The organism is Sphingomonas glacialis (assembly GCF_006439055.1).
In the GTDB taxonomy this organism is placed as follows: Bacteria; Pseudomonadota; Alphaproteobacteria; order Sphingomonadales; family Sphingomonadaceae; genus Sphingomonas; species Sphingomonas glacialis_A.
The window spans coordinates 317455-333517 of record NZ_RCZC01000003.1 but is presented as its reverse complement, the minus strand read 5'-3'; the positions used below and the strand labels follow the sequence as shown (position 1 = coordinate 333517).

Below are 16063 nucleotides of genomic sequence, written 5' to 3'. Positions count from 1 at the left end.
GTCGGGGGAGGGCCCGTTGGGCCGTCGCGCGCGCCATGCCCTCCCAGCGGGGTTTCTGCAACAGGTCGAGCTGCGCCCCGCGCAGCTCTCAATCATGCCGGGGGGCATGATTGACCTGTTGCGGAAGCCCCGCTCCCCTCCCGCAAGCGGGGGGGGGATTTTTCACGCTCGATCGAGCCGCCGGCCGATCCACACGAAACCGGTGATGAGGAACGGCACCAGCACGATCGACAGCACGACCTTGGTCAGCATCTGCCCCTCCATAAGCCCCACGATCGGCCGTTCGCCGTAGAAGGAGATGGTGATGAACAGGATCGTATCGACGATCTGCGAGACCACGCTCGCGATCATCCCGCGCAGCCAAAGCATCCGCCCGGTCCCGGCGCGTAATTTGTCGAAGATATAGACGTTGAGCGTCTGCGACGTGCCATAGGAGATCAACCCCGCGATCATCATCCGCGCGCTCTGCCCGACGACGATCGGGAACGCGTCGATCGCCGGCGGATACATGCCGGGATCGTGCGGCAACGCCAGCACGAGCTGGATCAGCAGCGCTGAGACAATCAGCGGCACGAAGCCGAAGCGCACCAGCGCGGTCGCGGTGCTCTGGCCGTGCAGTTCGGACACCGCGCTCGACATCACAACGAGCAGCAGGAAACCGAATATCCCGGCCTCGACCGCGAGCGGCCCGAGCGCAACCTGCTTTACCCCGAGCACGCCGGCGATGCAGACCATCCCGCCATAGAAGATCGAAAATGCGAAGAGCGAGCGCGGGATGCCGCCGACCGCCGGAGAAGCAGCTGTGTTCATCGCTCCGACGCTAGCCGGTTTCTGGCGCGCGTCAAACCGGTCCGTTTTGCGGCGCGTCAAACCGGACTAGCCCCCGCTGTTCGGCGCTGTATGGTGGGCAGCTTGCGCGGGGGGCCGCGTGTCGACTTCAACGCGAGTACCGACCCACATGAATCGTCTTCTCATCGGCATCGCCGGCATCGCGGTCATCCTGCTGATCGCGTTCGCTTTGTCGAGCAATCGGCGCGCGATCCGGTTTCGCGTCGTCGGCGCGGCATTCGCGCTGCAGGTCGCAATCGCGGTGCTCGTGCTGAAAGTCCCCGCCGGTGTCGCGGCGTTGCAATTCCTGTCGGGCGGCGTGTCGAACCTGCTCGGCTATGCGCATAACGGCGTCGATTTCCTGTTCGGGCCGCTCGCCCGCCCCGAGATCGGCGGCAACAGCTTCGCGATCGCGGCGCTGCCGGTGATCATCTTCTTCGCCAGCCTGGTGTCGATCCTCTATTATCTCGGCATCATGCAGTTCATCGTGCGCTGGCTCGGCGGCGCGATCGAGGCGGTGATCGGCGTGTCGAAGGTCGAGGCCTTGTGCGCCGCCGCCAACATCTTCGTCGGGCAGAGCGAATCGCCGCTCGTCATCCGTCCCTATCTCGCCGGGCTGACGCCGGCGCAGCTGTTCACGGTGATGACCAGCGGCATGGCGGGCGTCGCGGGCACGATCCTCGCGGCCTATGCCTCGATGGGGATCCGCATCGAATATCTGCTGGCGGCAAGCTTCATGGCGGCACCGGCGGGGATCCTGATGGCCAAGATCATGATGCCCGACGAGCCCAACCGCCAGGGCGAACTGCCGCTCGGCGACCATCCCGAGGAGCATATCCAGCTCTCCGAGGCGCGGATCAGCGGCCAAGGGCCCGCAGCGCTGCTCCCCGAGGGCGTTCCCGGCGAACCGATGCCGCACGCCAGCCATGACGAGGAAAAGCCCGCCAACATCATCATGGCGGCAGCCCAGGGTGCGCAGACCGGGGTCAAGCTCGCGGTCGCGGTCGGCGCGATGGTGCTCGCCTTCGTCGCGCTCGTCGCGCTCGCCAACGGGATTCTCGGCGGGATCGGCGGGTGGTTCGGTTATCCTGCGCTCAGCTTCCAGGGGCTGCTCGGCACGGTGTTCGCACCGATCATGGTGCTGCTCAACGTGCCATGGACCGAAGCGCAGATCGCCGGTGGGCTGTTCGGGCAGAAGATCGTGCTCAACGAATTCGTCGCCTATATCAGCCTCGGCACGCAAAAGGGTCTCAGCGCGCATACCATTGCGGTGGTGACGTTCGCGCTGTGCGGGTTCGCCAATTTCTCGTCGATCGCGATCCAGATGGCGGTGACCGGCAGCCTCGCCCCCAACCAGCGCCCGATGATCGCGCGGCTCGGATTGAAGGCGCTGGCCGCTGGGAGCCTCGCCAATCTGATGTCGGCGGCGCTCGCGGGGTTGCTCGTGCCCGACGTGCCCGCGCAGCCCACTGTGCACGTGCCGGCGGCCGTCGTCGCGCCCGCGGCGAAGCCGTAAGCGGCGCTCGGCGCAGCTCGATGTCATCCCAGCCGGTTTGATGGTTGCACGTCACCCCGGCTCTGTGCCGGGGTCGATGGCGCGGTGCATTCCACGCAGGCAGGATCGGCTCCCGGTTGCCCCAGCGTGACAGGGCAACGATGCCGAAATACGCGCTAGCGGTAGATCCAGTGCCACACGCCCGCCGCAACACCTGCGATCGGCAAATGCGCCCAGGTCGCGACCAGCCAGATCACCACGCCACCGGCAATGTCATGCGGCCGAAACCCGCCGAAGCGAGCGCGCCGCTGCGCCATCGCGACGAACGGCCAATAGCTCGTCTTGGCCTCCCAATCGCGCCACAAGGCGGGCTGGAGCGCTTCCTTCTTGCGATCCTGCAGCGCCGCGCCGACCAAGGCGAGCACGATGATCGCCACCGCGACGACGATGTTCGCGGCGATCGGATAGACCGCGATGTGGCACAGCCCCCACAAAGCGAACGCCCACATCATCGGATGCCGCGTGATGCTGAACACGCCGCGCGCGCTGGCGGGCGCAGTCGCGGTCGGCGGCCCGGGAAGCGCGGGATTGCCGAGCAGCGAGCCCATCAACAGGATGCTCGCCACCAGCATGACGAGCGTGACGGGGCCCCAGATCCCCTCGCCGACCGTCCATAACGGCGCGCTGCCGGGCGCGGTCTTATAGGTATGCGCGAGCCAGCCGAGCGTCGCGAAGGCGACCAACGCATAGACTGCCATGAAGCCGTTCGCGCCGATCGCCTTGACGATCGGCGCGCGCAGCGGGTGCGACAGCAGGAAATGCGTTCCGACGAATGCCGCCGCAGCGGCGATCACCATTTCCGTGCCGTCCATCGTTTCCCCCTTATTTGACGCCGTGCATCCACTTCTTGAGCGGCCACGACAAGACCAGCAGCAAGATCCCGAGCACGATCGCGACTTCGGCGATCGTCGTGAAGGTGCCGGTATAGGTGTCGAGGCTGACCTTGAGGTTGGTCACCTGCCCGCCGACGGTATCGACGCTGGCGAACTGCGCGACGATCCCGGCGACATATTGCGCGCAGGAGATCGAAAGGAACCACACGCCCATCATCAGCCCGACGATCCGTGCGATCGACAGCTTGGTGATCATCGAAAGACCGACCGGCGAGATGCACAGTTCGGCGACCGAATGGATCAGGTACAGGCCGGCAAGCCACCAGATCCCGACCTGAAAGCCCGGGCCGGCAAACCCTGCGCCGAGCACAAGGAACAGGAATCCCGCCCCCACGCCGATCAGCGCGATGCCGAACTTCACCGGGATCGACGGCTCGAGCCCGCGCTTGGCGAGCGCGGTCCAGAGGATGCTCATGATCGGCGCGAGCGTGACGATGAAGAAGGCGTTGAAGAACTGCGTCTGCGGCGCCGAGATCGCGAAATCGCCAAACAGCCGGAGATCGGTGTTGCGATCGGCGAACAGCGTCAGCGACGAGCCCGCTTGCTCGAACAGCGTCCAGAACACGACGTTGAAGACGATCAGCACCATCGCGGCGAGCATCATCTGGAATTCGCGGCGGTCGCCGATCACGAACGACCAGATCAGAATGCCGGGGATCCCGATCAGGAAGGTGCCGAACAGCAATTTGCCCATCAGCGACAGCGAGGCGAGATAGCCGACAAAGCCCGAGCCCGGCACCGGCGGCACCGCGTTCATCAGATTGACGAACAGGAAGTACAGCACCGGCACCGCGATCAGCGCGCCGATGAAGATCGGGATCGTCCGGTCGGGGCCGCTGCGCACGGGCGGCTCGCCATAGCCGTTGAGCTTGCCGCCATCGAACTGGATCAGCGTGAACGAGATCAGCATGCCGACCGCGGCGAGCCCGAAGCCCGCCCACCAGCCGAACGTCTCGGCAAGGATCGGGCAGAGGATTTGCGAGGCGAGCGAACCGAGGTTGATCCCCATGTAGAAGATCGTGAAGCCCGAATCGCGGCGTCGATCGCCTTGCGCGTACAATTCGCCGACCATCGTCGAGATGTTGGGTTTGAAGAAGCCGTTGCCGACCGAGACGAGGCTCAGCGCGAGCAGCATGATCGTGACGAACAGCGGGCTGCGCTCGGCATCCGACTTGAAGCCGTCCTTTTCGATCGTCCGCGCGGTGCTGCCGTCGGCGGCGAGCAGCGAGACGGTGCCGTCGTCATTGCCCTTCACCTGCAGCCGCTTGCCCTGATCGGTGATGTAGCGCTGCTCGGTCCCGGCCTTGGATTCGACCGTGACATTGTAGCGCTGGCCGTCGATCGTCGCGAACGGCACCGCGGTCTGGCCGCCGAAGCAGAGCGTGAAATACCCCACCGCCATCAGGATCGCGCCGAACTTCACCGAGCGTTTCGATCCGAGATACTGGTCCGCCAGATACCCGCCGACGAGCGGCGTCAGATAGACCAAGGCGGTGAACCCGCCATACAGGCCGGTCGCGGCGCGATCGCCGAACACGAAATGCTTGGTGAGGTACAGAGTGAGCAACGCGCGCATGCCGTAATAGCCGAAGCGCTCCCACATTTCGGTCGTGAACATCCGCGCAAGCTGGCGCGGATGCCCGAACCAGGTCTCGCCCGCCGCCGGATTGACGTGGCTAATATCCGGCTCACGCGGAGTATCCGCGGTCGGGGTGTCCACCATGTACGAAAGCTCCCTGAATGCCCGTACGCCGCTACCTTCGGCGCCGACTTGTTACCGTTGAGACTAGCGGCTTGGACGAAGGTGTAAATATGCGAGCGTAGCGGCTAGAGGCTTGGCGATGCTCAACGACTCGTCCAGCCCGCTCTCGCTCCTCGCCACGCGCCGCTCGGGCAAGCCGCGCGATCTCGTCGCGCCGGGGCCCGATGCGGCACAACTCGACACGATCCTGCAGATCGCCGCGCGCGTCCCCGACCATGGCAAGCTCGCGCCGTGGCGCTTCGTGATCGTCGCGCCCGAGCAGCGCAGCGCCCTCGCCACCGTCATCACCGACGCCTATCGCGCCGAGCGCCCGCAGGCGGCGCAACGCGAGCTCGATTCGTTCGAGCAGTTCGCCCATCAGGCGCCCGCCCTGGTGGTGGTCCTGTCCTCGCCGCGGACCGACAGCGCTATCCCCTTGTGGGAACAGCAATTATCGGCAGGCGCCGCGGCGATGAACCTGCTCCACGCGACGCATGCGCTCGGTTTTGCCGGCGGCTGGCTGACCGGCTGGGCGAGCGCGTCGGACGTCGTGCGCGATGCATTCGGCGCGGCACCGGAACGGATCGTCGGCTTCTTCTTTCTCGGCACGCCAGCCAAGCAATTAGAAGAACGCCCTCGCCCCGATTACAGCAAGATTATTTCGCGCTGGCAAGGCTGAGGTCTGGACCTTTTCGGTCGCTGCTGTATTATAGCAGCATGACAGCCCTGAACAGCGAAGACAGCCCGGTCTATATCAAGTTGCGCGGCACGATCTCGGCCGCGATCCTGCGCGGCGACTTCCGCGCCGGCGACCAGCTCCCCTCGGTCCGTGCGCTCGCCGCCGAACATGGCGCCAACCCGCTAACCGTCGCCAAGGCCTATCAGAGCTTCCAGGACGACGGCTATGTCGAGGTCCGCCGCGGCGTGGGCATGTTCGTGCTCCCCGGCGCGGCCGAGAAGCTGCGGGCTGCCGAGCGCGCGCATTTCGTGACGACGAGTTGGCCGCGGATCGCGGCGCATATCGAATTGCTCGGGCTCGACGTGGCTGACCTGCTGGAACGCGAGAAGGCCTGACGCCGCGGCCCAGTCGGGAAGCGCTGCTTCCGACAGGGCCCGTTCACGACAGACGTCTAGCCAACCGTAACCCCCGCCACGCGCCATCCGCCATGCTCCTGCTCGAGTGTGACGGTCTCTACCGCCTCGGCCCTATTGGCGAAACGGGTCCGAAACTTCACCATTTGGTATCCGTGCGGCGGCGTCGGAACCTCCTGCTGGCTGATCAGGCTGCGCGACAGCATCGCGCCCAGCGGCACACGCGCCTGTTCGGATGCCTTCGTCCAGACCTGAAGCGTGTTGAGCTTTTGGAACGACGGCGTCGTCGCACGGTAACTCTCGCCCCACTGCGCGCGGTCGAGCAGCATGAGCCATTGCCGCGCGGTATCCACGACCGCCGCATCGGGCGTTTCTGCGGCGACGGATGGCCCCGGCGGGGCAGGCGCGTCTTGGGGCAGCGCGACGAGCGCCAAGAGACCGAGGGTGAACGTCATGAGCAAGCCTCCGATGAGGATCCGGGGCTGGCGGTATGCCCGCCCCACGCCGACCACCGGCGCGCTTTCCTGATCCACCCGCGGAGGGTCCGCGTCTCCCCCGATTGGCGTGTCCCCCACACAATCGGGGGCAGGCGGAACGCCACCGCCTTCGGCCGCGAGGAGCATCCGCGCCGCCTCGCGGCTGCTCGACACCGCGAGCTTGCGCCGCGCATCGCGCAGCCGCTCGTTGATCGTGTGGACCGACAGACCCAGGTCGCGCGCGCTCGACTTTGCGTCGTGCCCGCGCACGATCAGGCGAAGCGTCTGCTTCTCCTTCTCGGTCAGCGCGCGGACCCCGTCTCTCACCGGCATGTTCATGCCCAAGACGCTATGTCGGGGGCCGTGTCGCGCCTACCCCGAAAAATTCGGGGTAAGCCCGGCGGTGGCTCGGCTCAGGCCGCGAAGGCTTCGGCCGGGACCGAATACAGCACGTCGGCCTTTGCCGTCGCCGCTGCCTTGAGGCCAAGCGCCTCGGGGACAATCTGCGCGACGTAGAAGGCGCACGCCGCGCGCTTCATCGCCGAGAAGGCGTCGTCGCCCGTCGCGATCCGGCCCGAACGCTCCATCAGCCAGCCGCAGGTCGCGACCGAGAGCATCGTCAGGAACGGATAGCTCGCCGCGAGCTTGTCGTCGGCATCGAGCCCGGCCATGCCGCGCCCGATCTCGTCGCACGCGTCGATGAGACCGATCAGCCCGGTATCCTGCGCTTCGGCGCGCATGTCGGCGATCAGCTGGGCGAACACGCCGCCATTGGCCATCGACAGCTTGCGCCCGACCAGATCGGCCGCCTGGATGCCATTGGTGCCCTCGTAGATCGGCGTGATCCGCGCATCGCGGAAGAACTGCGCCGCGCCGGTCTCCTCGATATAGCCCATCCCGCCATGCACCTGGATGCCGAGGCTGGCGACTTCGTTGCCGAGGTCGGTGCCGTGCGCCTTGGCGAGCGGCGTGAGAATTTCGAGCCGGTCCTGCGCGCCCGCCTCGCCGAGCGCGGCGCGATCGACCTGCGCCGCGGCGTAATAGACGAGCGCGCGCGCCGCCTGGGTCTGCGCCTTCATCCGCAACAGCATGCGGCGGACGTCGGGATGCTCGACGATCTTGACCGATTCCTTGCTCGGCGATCCGGCGCGCGCGGACTGGACACGCTCGAGCGCGTAGCCGACCGCCGCCTGGGTCGCGGCCTCGGCGACTTGCACGCCCTGCAGGCCGACGTTGAGGCGCGCATTGTTCATCATCGTGAACATGGCGCGGATCCCGCCGAACTCGCCGCCGATCAGCTCGCCGATGCAGTCGTCGTTATCGCCGAAGCTCAGCACGCAGGTCGGCGAGGCGTGCAGGCCCATCTTGTGCTCGATCGAGACGACGCGGACGTCGTTGAAATCGCCCGGCGTGCCGTCGGCGTTGAGGCGATATTTCGGCACGAGGAACAGCGAGATGCCCTTGGTCCCTGCCGGCGCGCCAGGCGTCCGCGCGAGCACGAGGTGGACGATGTTGGGCGCCATGTCGTGGTCACCGAACGAGATGTAGATCTTGGTGCCCTTGATGCTCCACTTGTCGTCACCCAGCGGCGTCGCGGTCGAGCGCAGCGCGCCGACGTCGGAGCCCGCCTGCGGCTCGGTCAGGTTCATCGTTCCGGTCCACTCGCCGGTCGCGAGATGCGGAAGGTACAGCGCCTGCTGATCGGGCGTACCGTGATGCGCCAGCGCCTCGATCGCGCCGACGGTCAGCGTCGGGGCGAGCGCGAAGCCCATATTGGCCGAGCCCAGCGTGTCGAGCACCGCGGTCTGGATCGCGAACGGCAGCCCCTGCCCGCCGAATTCTTCGGGAACGCCGATCGTGCCCCAGCCGCCCTCGACATAATCGTGATATGCCTTCACGAAACCGTCGGGCATGACGACGCCTTCGGGGGTCCATTTCGCGCCGACCGTGTCGCCCGCGCGCAGCAGCGGCGCCCATTCGCCCGCCGCCAACTGCCCGACGCCTTCGAGCACCGCATCGACCACGTCGTCGCTGGCGGCAGCGAAGCGTTCGGTCGCGGCGAGATCGGCGATCCCGACGATATGATCGAGCACGAAACGCTGGTCGGCGGTGGCGGGGGTGAACATGGCGGATCCTCTGACTTCGGTGCCCCTTATCGGGGATGCTGCGCCGGGCTATAGCCCTCTCCGATGATCCCGCCAAACCCACCTTTTGCGACGCAGACCTTACCCTACGGCGAGGCCGCGATCGCCGCCGCCGCCGCGCTGATCCTGGCCGGCGAGCCGGTCGCGATCGCGTCCGAGACGGTCTACGGGCTCGCCGCCGACGCGACCGATTCGGCTGCCGTCGCGCGGATCTACCAAGCCAAGGGCCGGCCGAGCTTCAATCCCCTGATCGTCCATGTCCTCGATCTGGCGGCGGCCGAGGCAATCGCCGAGTTCGATCCCGTCGCGCGCGCGCTCGCCGAAGCGTTCTGGCCGGGGCCGCTGACGCTCATCCTGCCGCTGCGCGCCGGCGCCGGGATCGCCGAGGCGGTGACGGCGGGGTTGCCGACGATCGCACTGCGCGTACCGGCGCACCGCGCGATGCGCGCGCTGATCGCGGCGTCGGGCAAGCCGCTTGCGGCACCGTCCGCCAATGCGAGCGGGGGTATCAGCCCGACACAGGCGGCGCATGTCGTCGCGAGTCTGGACGGGCGCATTGCGCTGGTGGTCGACGACGGCGCGACCGAAGCGGGTCTGGAATCGACGATCGTATCGACTGCCGACGGGCTACGGGTATTGCGGCCGGGGCCGATCACGGCGGAAGCGCTCACCCGCTTCGCGTTCCCCGGCGAAGGCAGGGGCACAGGCGTGGAACAGCCGGGATCGGGCATTGCGCGCCATAGCGACCCGCTCGCGACCGGGCCCCGGCCTTCGCCGGGGAACGCGAGCGGGACGGCTTCGACCATTACCGCGCCCGGCCAGCTCGAAAGCCACTATGCGCCGAGCAAGACGCTCCGGCTCGACGCCACCGAGGCCGCGACCGACGAATATCTCATCGGTTTCGGCGCGATCGATGGCACCATTACGCTATCGCCAACTGCCGACCTCGCCGAGGCCGCGACCAACCTCTTCGCCGCACTTCACACGGCCGACGCATCGCCATCGGCGCGGATCGCGATCGCGCCGATCCCGAGCGACGGAATCGGCGTCGCGATCAACGACCGCTTGAAGCGCGCTGCGCACCGCGAAAGCTGACTCTCCGCGTCCTCGGCGCCTCTGCGCGAACCCTAAGGTCCTTTTTTGCGCGCAGAGGCCGCAGCGAAGCTCAGGCCCCCACCACCGCCTTCGACCGCCCTGCGAAGCTCTTGCGTAGCTTGGCGAGCTTGGGCGGGATCACCGCGAGGCAATACGGGTTGCCGCGGCCTTCGGTATCCCAATAGTCCTGATGATAGTCCTCGGCCGGATACCAGGTCGACATCGGCTCGATCGTCGTGACGATCGGCGCGGGCCAATCGCCCGCCGCGCGCGCGATCGCCGCGACGACCTCGTCGCGCTGCGCATGGTCCGCCGGGAACACCGCCGAGCGATATTGCGTGCCGACGTCGTTGCCCTGGCGGTTGAGCTGCGTCGGATCGTGCGTTGCAAAGAACATGTCGAGGATCTCGCCATACGACACCTGATCCTTGTCGAACGTCACGCGGATCGCCTCGGCATGGCCGGTGTCGCCACCGCATACCTGCTTGTAGGTCGGATCGGGCACGGTCCCGCCGATATAGCCGCTCTCGACCTTCTCGACGCCGATCACGTCCTTGAACACCGCCTCGGTGCACCAGAAACATCCGCCCGCCAGCGTTGCGACTTCGCTTGCCATTTTCGAATCCTTTATTGCTGGGTCTTAGATAGGAACGCGGTGGCGCGGCGCAATCTCCGCGGGTAGGCGTGATACGGCAGGGAGACGAAACGATGCGCGACGGTACGGTGATGGTGACGGGCGGGGCCGGCTATATCGGCAGCCATGCGGTGCTGGCCTTGCTCGATGCGGGGCATGAGGTCGTCGTGTTCGACAATCTCTCGACCGGGTTCGACTGGCTGGTCGATTCGCGCGCCACGCTGGTGCGCGGCGAGATCGAGGATGACGATCTGGTCCGCGCGACGTTGCAGAAGCACAATGTCCGCGCGATCCTGCATTTCGCGGGGTCGATCATCGTCCCCGAATCGGTCAGCAACCCGCTCAAATATTATCGCAACAATACGGTCGCGAGCCGTGCATTGCTCGAAAGCGCGGTGCTCGCCGGCGTCAAGCACTTCATCTTTTCCTCGACCGCAGCGACCTATGGTGCGCCCGAGCGGGTACCCGTCGCCGAAGGCGACCCGACCGTGCCGATCAACCCCTATGGCATGTCGAAGCTGATGACCGAGGCGATGCTGCGCGACGTCGCGGCGGCCTATCCGATGAACTATGCTGTGCTGCGCTATTTCAACGTCGCCGGCGCCGATCCGCAGCAGCGCGCCGGCCAGTCGACGATCGGCGCGACGCACCTCATCAAGATCGCGGTCGAGGCCGCGCTCGGCAAGCGCGCCTCGGTCGGTGTCTACGGCACCGATTATGCCACGCCCGACGGCACCGGGGTACGCGATTACATCCATGTCAGCGATCTTGCCGCAGCGCATGTCGCAGCACTCGACCTGCTCGTCGCCGAGCCGACGCGGAGCCACACGCTCAACGCCGGCTATGGCAAGGGTTTCTCGGTGCTCGAGGTGCTCGACGCGGTCGATCGGGTGACCAACATGACGCTCAACCGCGTGGTCGAGGGGCGGCGCGCGGGCGACTCGGCCGAACTCGTCGCGGACAACAGCGCGATCCTCAGCACGCTCGACTGGACGCCGCAGCGCGCCGATCTCGACGGCATCGTGCGCGATGCGCTGGCGTGGGAGCGCAAGCTGAGCGAGCGGGACTGACCTGCTTCCCTCCCTGAAAGGGAGGGGTGGGGGTGGGGCGGCCCGTATTCGGGCGTGACGTTCCCACTGAGAACCACCCACCCCCGGCCCAGTGTCGGGTCGGTCATGCCCCCGGCATGACCTGAACAGCGCGGGGCGCTGTTCACCCGACACTCTTCCAGGGAGGGGAGGCGCAAAAATCAGATCGTCTTGCTGATCCCGAACATGAACCCGCGCCGCGCGCCGAATTGCGGTGCGCCGACGCCGATGCCCGACCCGTCGCGAATCTCGTAGACCCGGTCGGCCACGTTGAGCACGTCGAAGCGTACCTCGACGCCCGGCCCCTTGAAGTCGTGGCTCGCGGTGAGGTTAAACACCGCATAGGGCGTCAGCTTGCCGCCATTGGGCACGTCGCCATCCTTGCGCAGCCCCGACCCGTAAATCATGCTCCCGCCGAGCTTGCTGTCGCGCAGGAAGCCCTGGTCGATCCGATACGACGCACCCGCCGAGCCGGTATAGGTCTGGTCGTGATCGAGATAGATGTAGTTGCGCGCGATATAGGCGACGTCGCCCGGATCGAAGTTGAACTGCCCCGACGCGATCCCCAGCCCCTGCGCCTTGGCGTAGGAGAAATTGGCATACGCCATCCACGGCCCGTGCGCGTAGGACACATTGCCCTCGATCCCGTCGATCCGCCCGCGCGTGTAATTGAACGGCGTGAGGATGATCGGCGCGCCGAACTGCCCCTCGTCGACGAGGTTCTTTGAGCGGCGGTGATAGGCGTCGATGCCGAGCGTGAAGCGCCCGAGCTTCTGCTGCGCGCCGATATCGAAATAGTCCTGCCGCTCGGCAAACGGCACCGTCGCGAGCGGCGTGTCGATGCCATTGTCGCCGGGCGCCTGCGCGCTGGTGCCGCGGAACTTGAGCACGCTCGTCGTCGCGACGTTCGAGAACGGCGCGGGCGAGAAATAGCGCGCATAGCCGGCGTGGAGCGTCAGCCCGTTCGACGGCGTCAGCACCGCGTTGATGCGGGGGCTGAACTGCGATTCGGCGCGGAAGCCGTTATAATGATCGAACCGCCCGCCGAAATTGACGATCAGCGGGTCGGCGATCTTCCATTCGTCCTGCAGATAGACGCTGTAGGTCATCTCGGTCGTCGCAGTATTGTCGACGATCGTGATCGGCTGGCCGAGCTGCGCGCCGCCCGCATCGAGCTGGAACACCTGCGCGCTGGTCTGCGAATTGCTGCGATCGCGCGAGATGATCGCACCGGCGCGCAGCGTATGCGCGCTCGACAGGCGATAGGCCGCCTCGAGCTGCCCGCCGAAGGTGAAGTCCTGCTTGAACGCCTTTTGCGCGATGCCGTTGAACAGCAGTTCGCCGGTCACGTCGGGGGTGTAGCGCAGCGCCGAATAGCGCGCGAACAGCGACGCCTGGAGCGTCACCGGCCCGGCATCGTGGAGCAGGCTGGCGAGGCCGAACGCAGTGCGCTCGTGCTGGCGCTCGTCGAGGTCCTCGCTGCGGAAAGCGGTGACGCCGCCGACGTTGTAGCCGTTGCTCGGGGTCAGCCCGCGCGGGTTGGGGATCTGGAAGCTCTGGTCCGAATAGCCGCCCATGAACGAGACGCGATTGTTCTCGTCGAGCGTGTGATCGACATAGACGAAGCCCTGATACTGGTTGGTCTGGTCGTGCAGCGGCGTACGGCTGGCATCGACCGCCTCGATCCCGATATTGCTGTGCTTGTAGCTGCCGGTGACGAAGTAATTGGTGTTGCCGGTCGAGCCGCCATAATCGAAGCTCGGCTGGAAGGTATCGTTGGTGCCGCCATAGAGCGACACCTGGCCGCCATTCTTGAAGCCGTTCTTGGTGGTGATGTCGATGATGCCGGCGGTGCGCAGGCCGTATTGCGCGGGCAGCGCGCCGGTGCGCAGGTCGAAACGCTCGACGAGGCGCGGCGAGAGCGTCTGGCCGAACACCGCGACCCCCTCGGGCAGGATCGTGCCGTTGATGCGGTATTGCAGGTTGTTGTGGTCGTCGCGGACGTGGAACTGGCCGCCGCCATCCTGCACCACGCCGGGCAATTGCAGCAGGATCTGGTTGAGCTGCTGGTTCTCGCCGCCGGGGAGCGCTTTGATCGTCTCGCTGGTGATCGTGTAGGTCGTGGCACCAAGGCTCGGCTGGATCGAGGCACGTGCGGCGTCGAGCCGGCCGGTAACGACGATGTCGGGGCCGCTTTTGGCGGTCGATGCCGCGGCCTGGTCATCGCTGCTGGCGGCAACCGGGGCCGGCGCGGCTTCGGGGGCGGCATACGCGGCGATCGGCGCGAACGACAGTAACGCAGCGCTGGACAACAGAGTGGCTCGGATCATGCGGGAGGCGGCCTTTCGAACATCGTTGTGCAGTGCAGTAGATGTTATGTGATATTATCACAAGGCCGTTTCGTCGACTCCCGGAAACGATTCGGCCGTGCATGCGCAGCGGTGGCCCGCGCCACCTTGCGGGCAGATGAACGGCGTTCGAATCGGTGGCTAGGCGGCGGTCTTGCCGCGCGCGATGCGCAACCGCAGCGCGGCGCCGAGCGCCCACCACGCGACCGCCCACAGCCCGCCAAAGGTCCAGCCTGCCAGCACGTCGCTCGGCCAATGCACGCCAAGATAGACGCGGCTGCAGCCGATCGCCGTGACGAGCAGCACCGCTGCGCCCAGCACATAGCGGCGCACCGCGCGATGCTCGGTGATCTGCAGCAGCAGCAGCGCGAGCGTCAGATAGACGCACGCGCTGTTCGCGGCATGGCCGCTCGGAAAGCTCGCATTATACGCCGCGACGAGATGATCGGTCACTGTCGGCCGCGTCCGCCCGACCAGTGCCTTGACCAGCGTGACGACGATCGACCCGCTGATCGTCCCGCCCAGCACCAAGGCGAGCGTCAGCCAATGCCGCTGGACGATCAACAGCCCCGCCGCCAGCGCGGCGACCAGCACCAGGACGGTCGGCCCGCCGAGCGCGGTGACATCGACAATGCTTTGCGTGAACCAGGTTGGGCCCGGCGGCACGCCATGCGCGACGCCGCCACGCACCCATAACAGGATCGCGCGATCGAACCCGAACTGCAGCCCACGATCGATCAGCGCGCCGAGCAGCAACAGCGCCCCGCCCGCGCAGGTCAGCGCGGCGACCGCGAGGATAGCCCAGGGCGGGTGGCGGATATCGGGTGCGGGGGGCGACATCGAGGCATCCTTGCATGCCGGTGGTGGGCCCAATGGGACTCGAACCCATGACCTACAGATTAAAAGTCCGTTGCTCTACCAACTGAGCTATGGGCCCACACCGGGCTCGCGTTAGGAGCGGTTGCCGGATGGGTCAACCCAGGCGCTTACCCTTCCGCAATCGCGCGAGCAGCTGGCGGGGGGTCAAACCGGTCCGCGGGTCGCGCCAATCGGGCGCGATCGCGCGCAAAGGCGCGAGCACGAAGTCTCGATCCTGAAAGGCGAGGTGCGGCACGCACAGCCCCTTCGATCGCCACGCTCCCCCCGACCATGACACGATATCGAGATCGATCACGCGTGCCCCCCAGCGCGCACCGCGGCGGCGCCCGAAAGCGCGCTCGATCCGCTTGAGCCGGACCAGCATCTCGGGCGGCGGCACTTCGCTTTCGATCAGCACGACGGCATTGGCAAAGCGCCGGATCGACGGCCCGAGCGGCGCGCTGCCGAGCACCGACGATTCCGCGACGACGCTCCCGAGCGCCGCGATCGCCGCGGCGACTTCAGCCGCAGGGCTGCCATGCCGTCCGCGCCGATTCGATCCGATCGCGATGGCGTAGCGGGGGGCATAGCGCGGGGTACAGGTTGAGTTGCTCACCCAAACCTGCCTATCGCATCCCGATGAACTTCGCACCCAGCCCGCTGCCCGAAACCGAACCTTCGCGCGATTGCCCGCTTTGCCCACGCCTCGTCGGCTTGCGCGAGACGCTGCGCGTCGAGCATCCCGCCTGGTGGAACGCCCCAGTCCCCGCGTTCGGCGATCCGCAGGCGTGGCTCGGCATCGTCGGCCTCGCCCCCGGCCAGTTCGGCGCGAACCGCACCGGGCGGCCGTTCACCGGCGATCGCTCGGGGCCGTTGCTGTTCGACACGCTCGCCAAATTCGGGCTCGCCACCGGCGATTATGAGGGCAAGCCCGATGATACGCTCCAGCTCGACGGCGTGATGATCGTCAACGCGGTCAAATGCCTCCCGCCCGAAAACAAGCCGACGCCCGAGGAAATCCGCACCTGCCGCCCCTTCCTCGAAGCGCAGGCCGACGCAGTCCCCACCGCGCGCGTGTTCATTGCGCTCGGCCAGGTCGCGCATCAGTCGGCGGTCAAGATCCTCGGCGGACGCCTCCCCAAATGCCGCTTCGCGCACGGCGCCGAGCATCGCATGCTCGACGGTCGCATCCTAATCGATAGCTATCACTGCTCGAGCTACAATCAGAGCACCGGGCGCCTCACCGCGGAGATGTTCGAAGCGGTGTTCGCACGGGCGCTGGAACTGCGCGCGGCGGGCTGACCGCCCCGC

General features: G+C 66.8%; 15 protein-coding genes and 1 tRNA gene. 6 read left to right on the top strand and 10 right to left on the bottom strand.

Translation table 11 applies throughout. From position 1 onward, the window contains the following. Positions 1-162: 162 nt before the first annotated feature. Positions 163-810, bottom strand: a complete 648-nt coding sequence (locus EAH76_RS13405; RefSeq protein ID WP_140850773.1) for a queuosine precursor transporter — start codon at positions 808-810, stop codon at positions 163-165. 148 nt (positions 811-958) lie between these two features. Here EAH76_RS13405 and EAH76_RS13400 point away from each other — a divergent pair, with 148 nt between their 5' ends. Then, a complete protein-coding gene (locus EAH76_RS13400; RefSeq protein ID WP_140850772.1) occupies positions 959-2344 on the top strand; it encodes a NupC/NupG family nucleoside CNT transporter in 1386 nt (461 codons plus the stop codon). Between the two features lie 155 nt (positions 2345-2499). Here the strand turns inward: EAH76_RS13400 and EAH76_RS13395 are convergent, their stop codons facing one another. Both EAH76_RS13395 and EAH76_RS13390 read right to left on the bottom strand, forming a co-directional pair. After that, positions 2500-3195 (bottom strand): NnrU family protein, encoded by a 696-nt coding sequence (locus EAH76_RS13395; protein WP_140850771.1) that lies wholly within the window; start codon positions 3193-3195, stop codon positions 2500-2502. A 10-nt stretch (positions 3196-3205) separates the two neighbouring features. After that, the gene (locus EAH76_RS13390) at positions 3206-4999 is read right to left on the bottom strand and encodes a peptide MFS transporter (RefSeq protein WP_140850770.1); all 1794 of its coding nucleotides are present in this window, start codon (positions 4997-4999) and stop codon (positions 3206-3208) included. A 118-nt stretch (positions 5000-5117) separates the two neighbouring features. Here EAH76_RS13390 and EAH76_RS13385 point away from each other — a divergent pair, with 118 nt between their 5' ends. Next, positions 5118-5696: a nitroreductase family protein gene (locus EAH76_RS13385; protein ID WP_140850769.1), complete on the top strand. Its 579-nt coding sequence runs from the start codon at positions 5118-5120 to the stop codon at positions 5694-5696. Between the two features lie 38 nt (positions 5697-5734). Continuing rightward, positions 5735-6091, top strand: coding sequence for a GntR family transcriptional regulator (locus EAH76_RS13380; RefSeq protein WP_140850768.1), 357 nt, complete (start codon positions 5735-5737; stop codon positions 6089-6091). Between the two features lie 56 nt (positions 6092-6147). Here EAH76_RS13380 and EAH76_RS13375 read toward each other — a convergent pair whose 3' ends face one another. Beyond that, the gene (locus EAH76_RS13375; RefSeq protein WP_140850767.1) at positions 6148-6924 is read right to left on the bottom strand and encodes a helix-turn-helix domain-containing protein; all 777 of its coding nucleotides are present in this window, start codon (positions 6922-6924) and stop codon (positions 6148-6150) included. A 74-nt stretch (positions 6925-6998) separates the two neighbouring features. Then, positions 6999-8711, bottom strand: coding sequence for an acyl-CoA dehydrogenase (locus tag EAH76_RS13370; protein WP_140850766.1), 1713 nt, complete (start codon positions 8709-8711; stop codon positions 6999-7001). Between the two features lie 63 nt (positions 8712-8774). Between EAH76_RS13370 and EAH76_RS13365 the strand changes: the two genes are divergently transcribed. Beyond that, positions 8775-9824, top strand: a complete 1050-nt coding sequence (locus EAH76_RS13365; RefSeq protein ID WP_140850765.1) for an L-threonylcarbamoyladenylate synthase — start codon at positions 8775-8777, stop codon at positions 9822-9824. A gap of 70 nt (positions 9825-9894) precedes the next feature. Here the strand turns inward: EAH76_RS13365 and msrA are convergent, their stop codons facing one another. Beyond that, the gene (gene msrA, locus EAH76_RS13360) at positions 9895-10440 is read right to left on the bottom strand and encodes a peptide-methionine (S)-S-oxide reductase MsrA (RefSeq protein WP_140850764.1); all 546 of its coding nucleotides are present in this window, start codon (positions 10438-10440) and stop codon (positions 9895-9897) included. Positions 10441-10532: 92 nt separating this feature from the next. Here msrA and galE point away from each other — a divergent pair, with 92 nt between their 5' ends. After that, entirely contained in the window at positions 10533-11528 is a 996-nt protein-coding gene (gene galE / locus EAH76_RS13355) for a UDP-glucose 4-epimerase GalE (RefSeq protein WP_140850763.1), read from the top strand. A 179-nt stretch (positions 11529-11707) separates the two neighbouring features. Here galE and EAH76_RS13350 read toward each other — a convergent pair whose 3' ends face one another. The 4 genes from EAH76_RS13350 to folK form a co-directional block, all read right to left on the bottom strand. Then, positions 11708-13876 carry a TonB-dependent receptor gene (locus EAH76_RS13350; RefSeq protein WP_140850762.1) on the bottom strand — a complete coding sequence of 723 codons (2169 nt, stop codon included), beginning with the start codon at positions 13874-13876 and terminating at the stop codon, positions 11708-11710. A gap of 159 nt (positions 13877-14035) precedes the next feature. Beyond that, on the bottom strand, positions 14036-14734 hold the full coding sequence (locus EAH76_RS13345; protein WP_140850761.1) for a phosphatase PAP2 family protein: 699 nt from the start codon (positions 14732-14734) through the stop codon (positions 14036-14038). Between the two features lie 21 nt (positions 14735-14755). Continuing rightward, positions 14756-14831, bottom strand: a tRNA-Lys gene (locus tag EAH76_RS13340). Between the two features lie 36 nt (positions 14832-14867). Continuing rightward, a complete protein-coding gene (folK, locus tag EAH76_RS13335) occupies positions 14868-15368 on the bottom strand; it encodes a 2-amino-4-hydroxy-6-hydroxymethyldihydropteridine diphosphokinase (RefSeq protein ID WP_140850760.1) in 501 nt (166 codons plus the stop codon). Between the two features lie 23 nt (positions 15369-15391). On the opposite strand from folK, the gene EAH76_RS13330 reads away from it, so the two are divergent. After that, the gene (locus EAH76_RS13330) at positions 15392-16054 is read left to right on the top strand and encodes a uracil-DNA glycosylase (protein WP_140850759.1); all 663 of its coding nucleotides are present in this window, start codon (positions 15392-15394) and stop codon (positions 16052-16054) included. Positions 16055-16063: the final 9 nt, after the last annotated feature.

What these genes read in the sequence shown, in the direction of transcription:
- msrA (WP_140850764.1), bottom strand. Translation starts at nt 10,440, where the DNA reads ATGGCAAGCGAAGTCGCAACGCTGGCGGGCGGATGTTTCTGGTGCACC.
- galE (WP_140850763.1), top strand. Translation starts at nt 10,533, where the DNA reads ATGCGCGACGGTACGGTGATGGTGACGGGCGGGGCCGGCTATATCGGC.
- EAH76_RS13375 (WP_140850767.1), bottom strand. Translation starts at nt 6,924, where the DNA reads ATGAACATGCCGGTGAGAGACGGGGTCCGCGCGCTGACCGAGAAGGAG.
- EAH76_RS13365 (WP_140850765.1), top strand. Translation starts at nt 8,775, where the DNA reads ATGATCCCGCCAAACCCACCTTTTGCGACGCAGACCTTACCCTACGGC.
- EAH76_RS13345 (WP_140850761.1), bottom strand. Translation starts at nt 14,734, where the DNA reads ATGTCGCCCCCCGCACCCGATATCCGCCACCCGCCCTGGGCTATCCTC.
- EAH76_RS13330 (WP_140850759.1), top strand. Translation starts at nt 15,392, where the DNA reads ATGAACTTCGCACCCAGCCCGCTGCCCGAAACCGAACCTTCGCGCGAT.
- EAH76_RS13385 (WP_140850769.1), top strand. Translation starts at nt 5,118, where the DNA reads ATGCTCAACGACTCGTCCAGCCCGCTCTCGCTCCTCGCCACGCGCCGC.
- EAH76_RS13395 (WP_140850771.1), bottom strand. Translation starts at nt 3,195, where the DNA reads ATGGACGGCACGGAAATGGTGATCGCCGCTGCGGCGGCATTCGTCGGA.
- EAH76_RS13380 (WP_140850768.1), top strand. Translation starts at nt 5,735, where the DNA reads ATGACAGCCCTGAACAGCGAAGACAGCCCGGTCTATATCAAGTTGCGC.
- EAH76_RS13405 (WP_140850773.1), bottom strand. Translation starts at nt 810, where the DNA reads ATGAACACAGCTGCTTCTCCGGCGGTCGGCGGCATCCCGCGCTCGCTC.
- EAH76_RS13400 (WP_140850772.1), top strand. Translation starts at nt 959, where the DNA reads ATGAATCGTCTTCTCATCGGCATCGCCGGCATCGCGGTCATCCTGCTG.
- EAH76_RS13390 (WP_140850770.1), bottom strand. Translation starts at nt 4,999, where the DNA reads ATGGTGGACACCCCGACCGCGGATACTCCGCGTGAGCCGGATATTAGC.
- EAH76_RS13350 (WP_140850762.1), bottom strand. Translation starts at nt 13,876, where the DNA reads ATGATCCGAGCCACTCTGTTGTCCAGCGCTGCGTTACTGTCGTTCGCG.
- EAH76_RS13370 (WP_140850766.1), bottom strand. Translation starts at nt 8,711, where the DNA reads ATGTTCACCCCCGCCACCGCCGACCAGCGTTTCGTGCTCGATCATATC.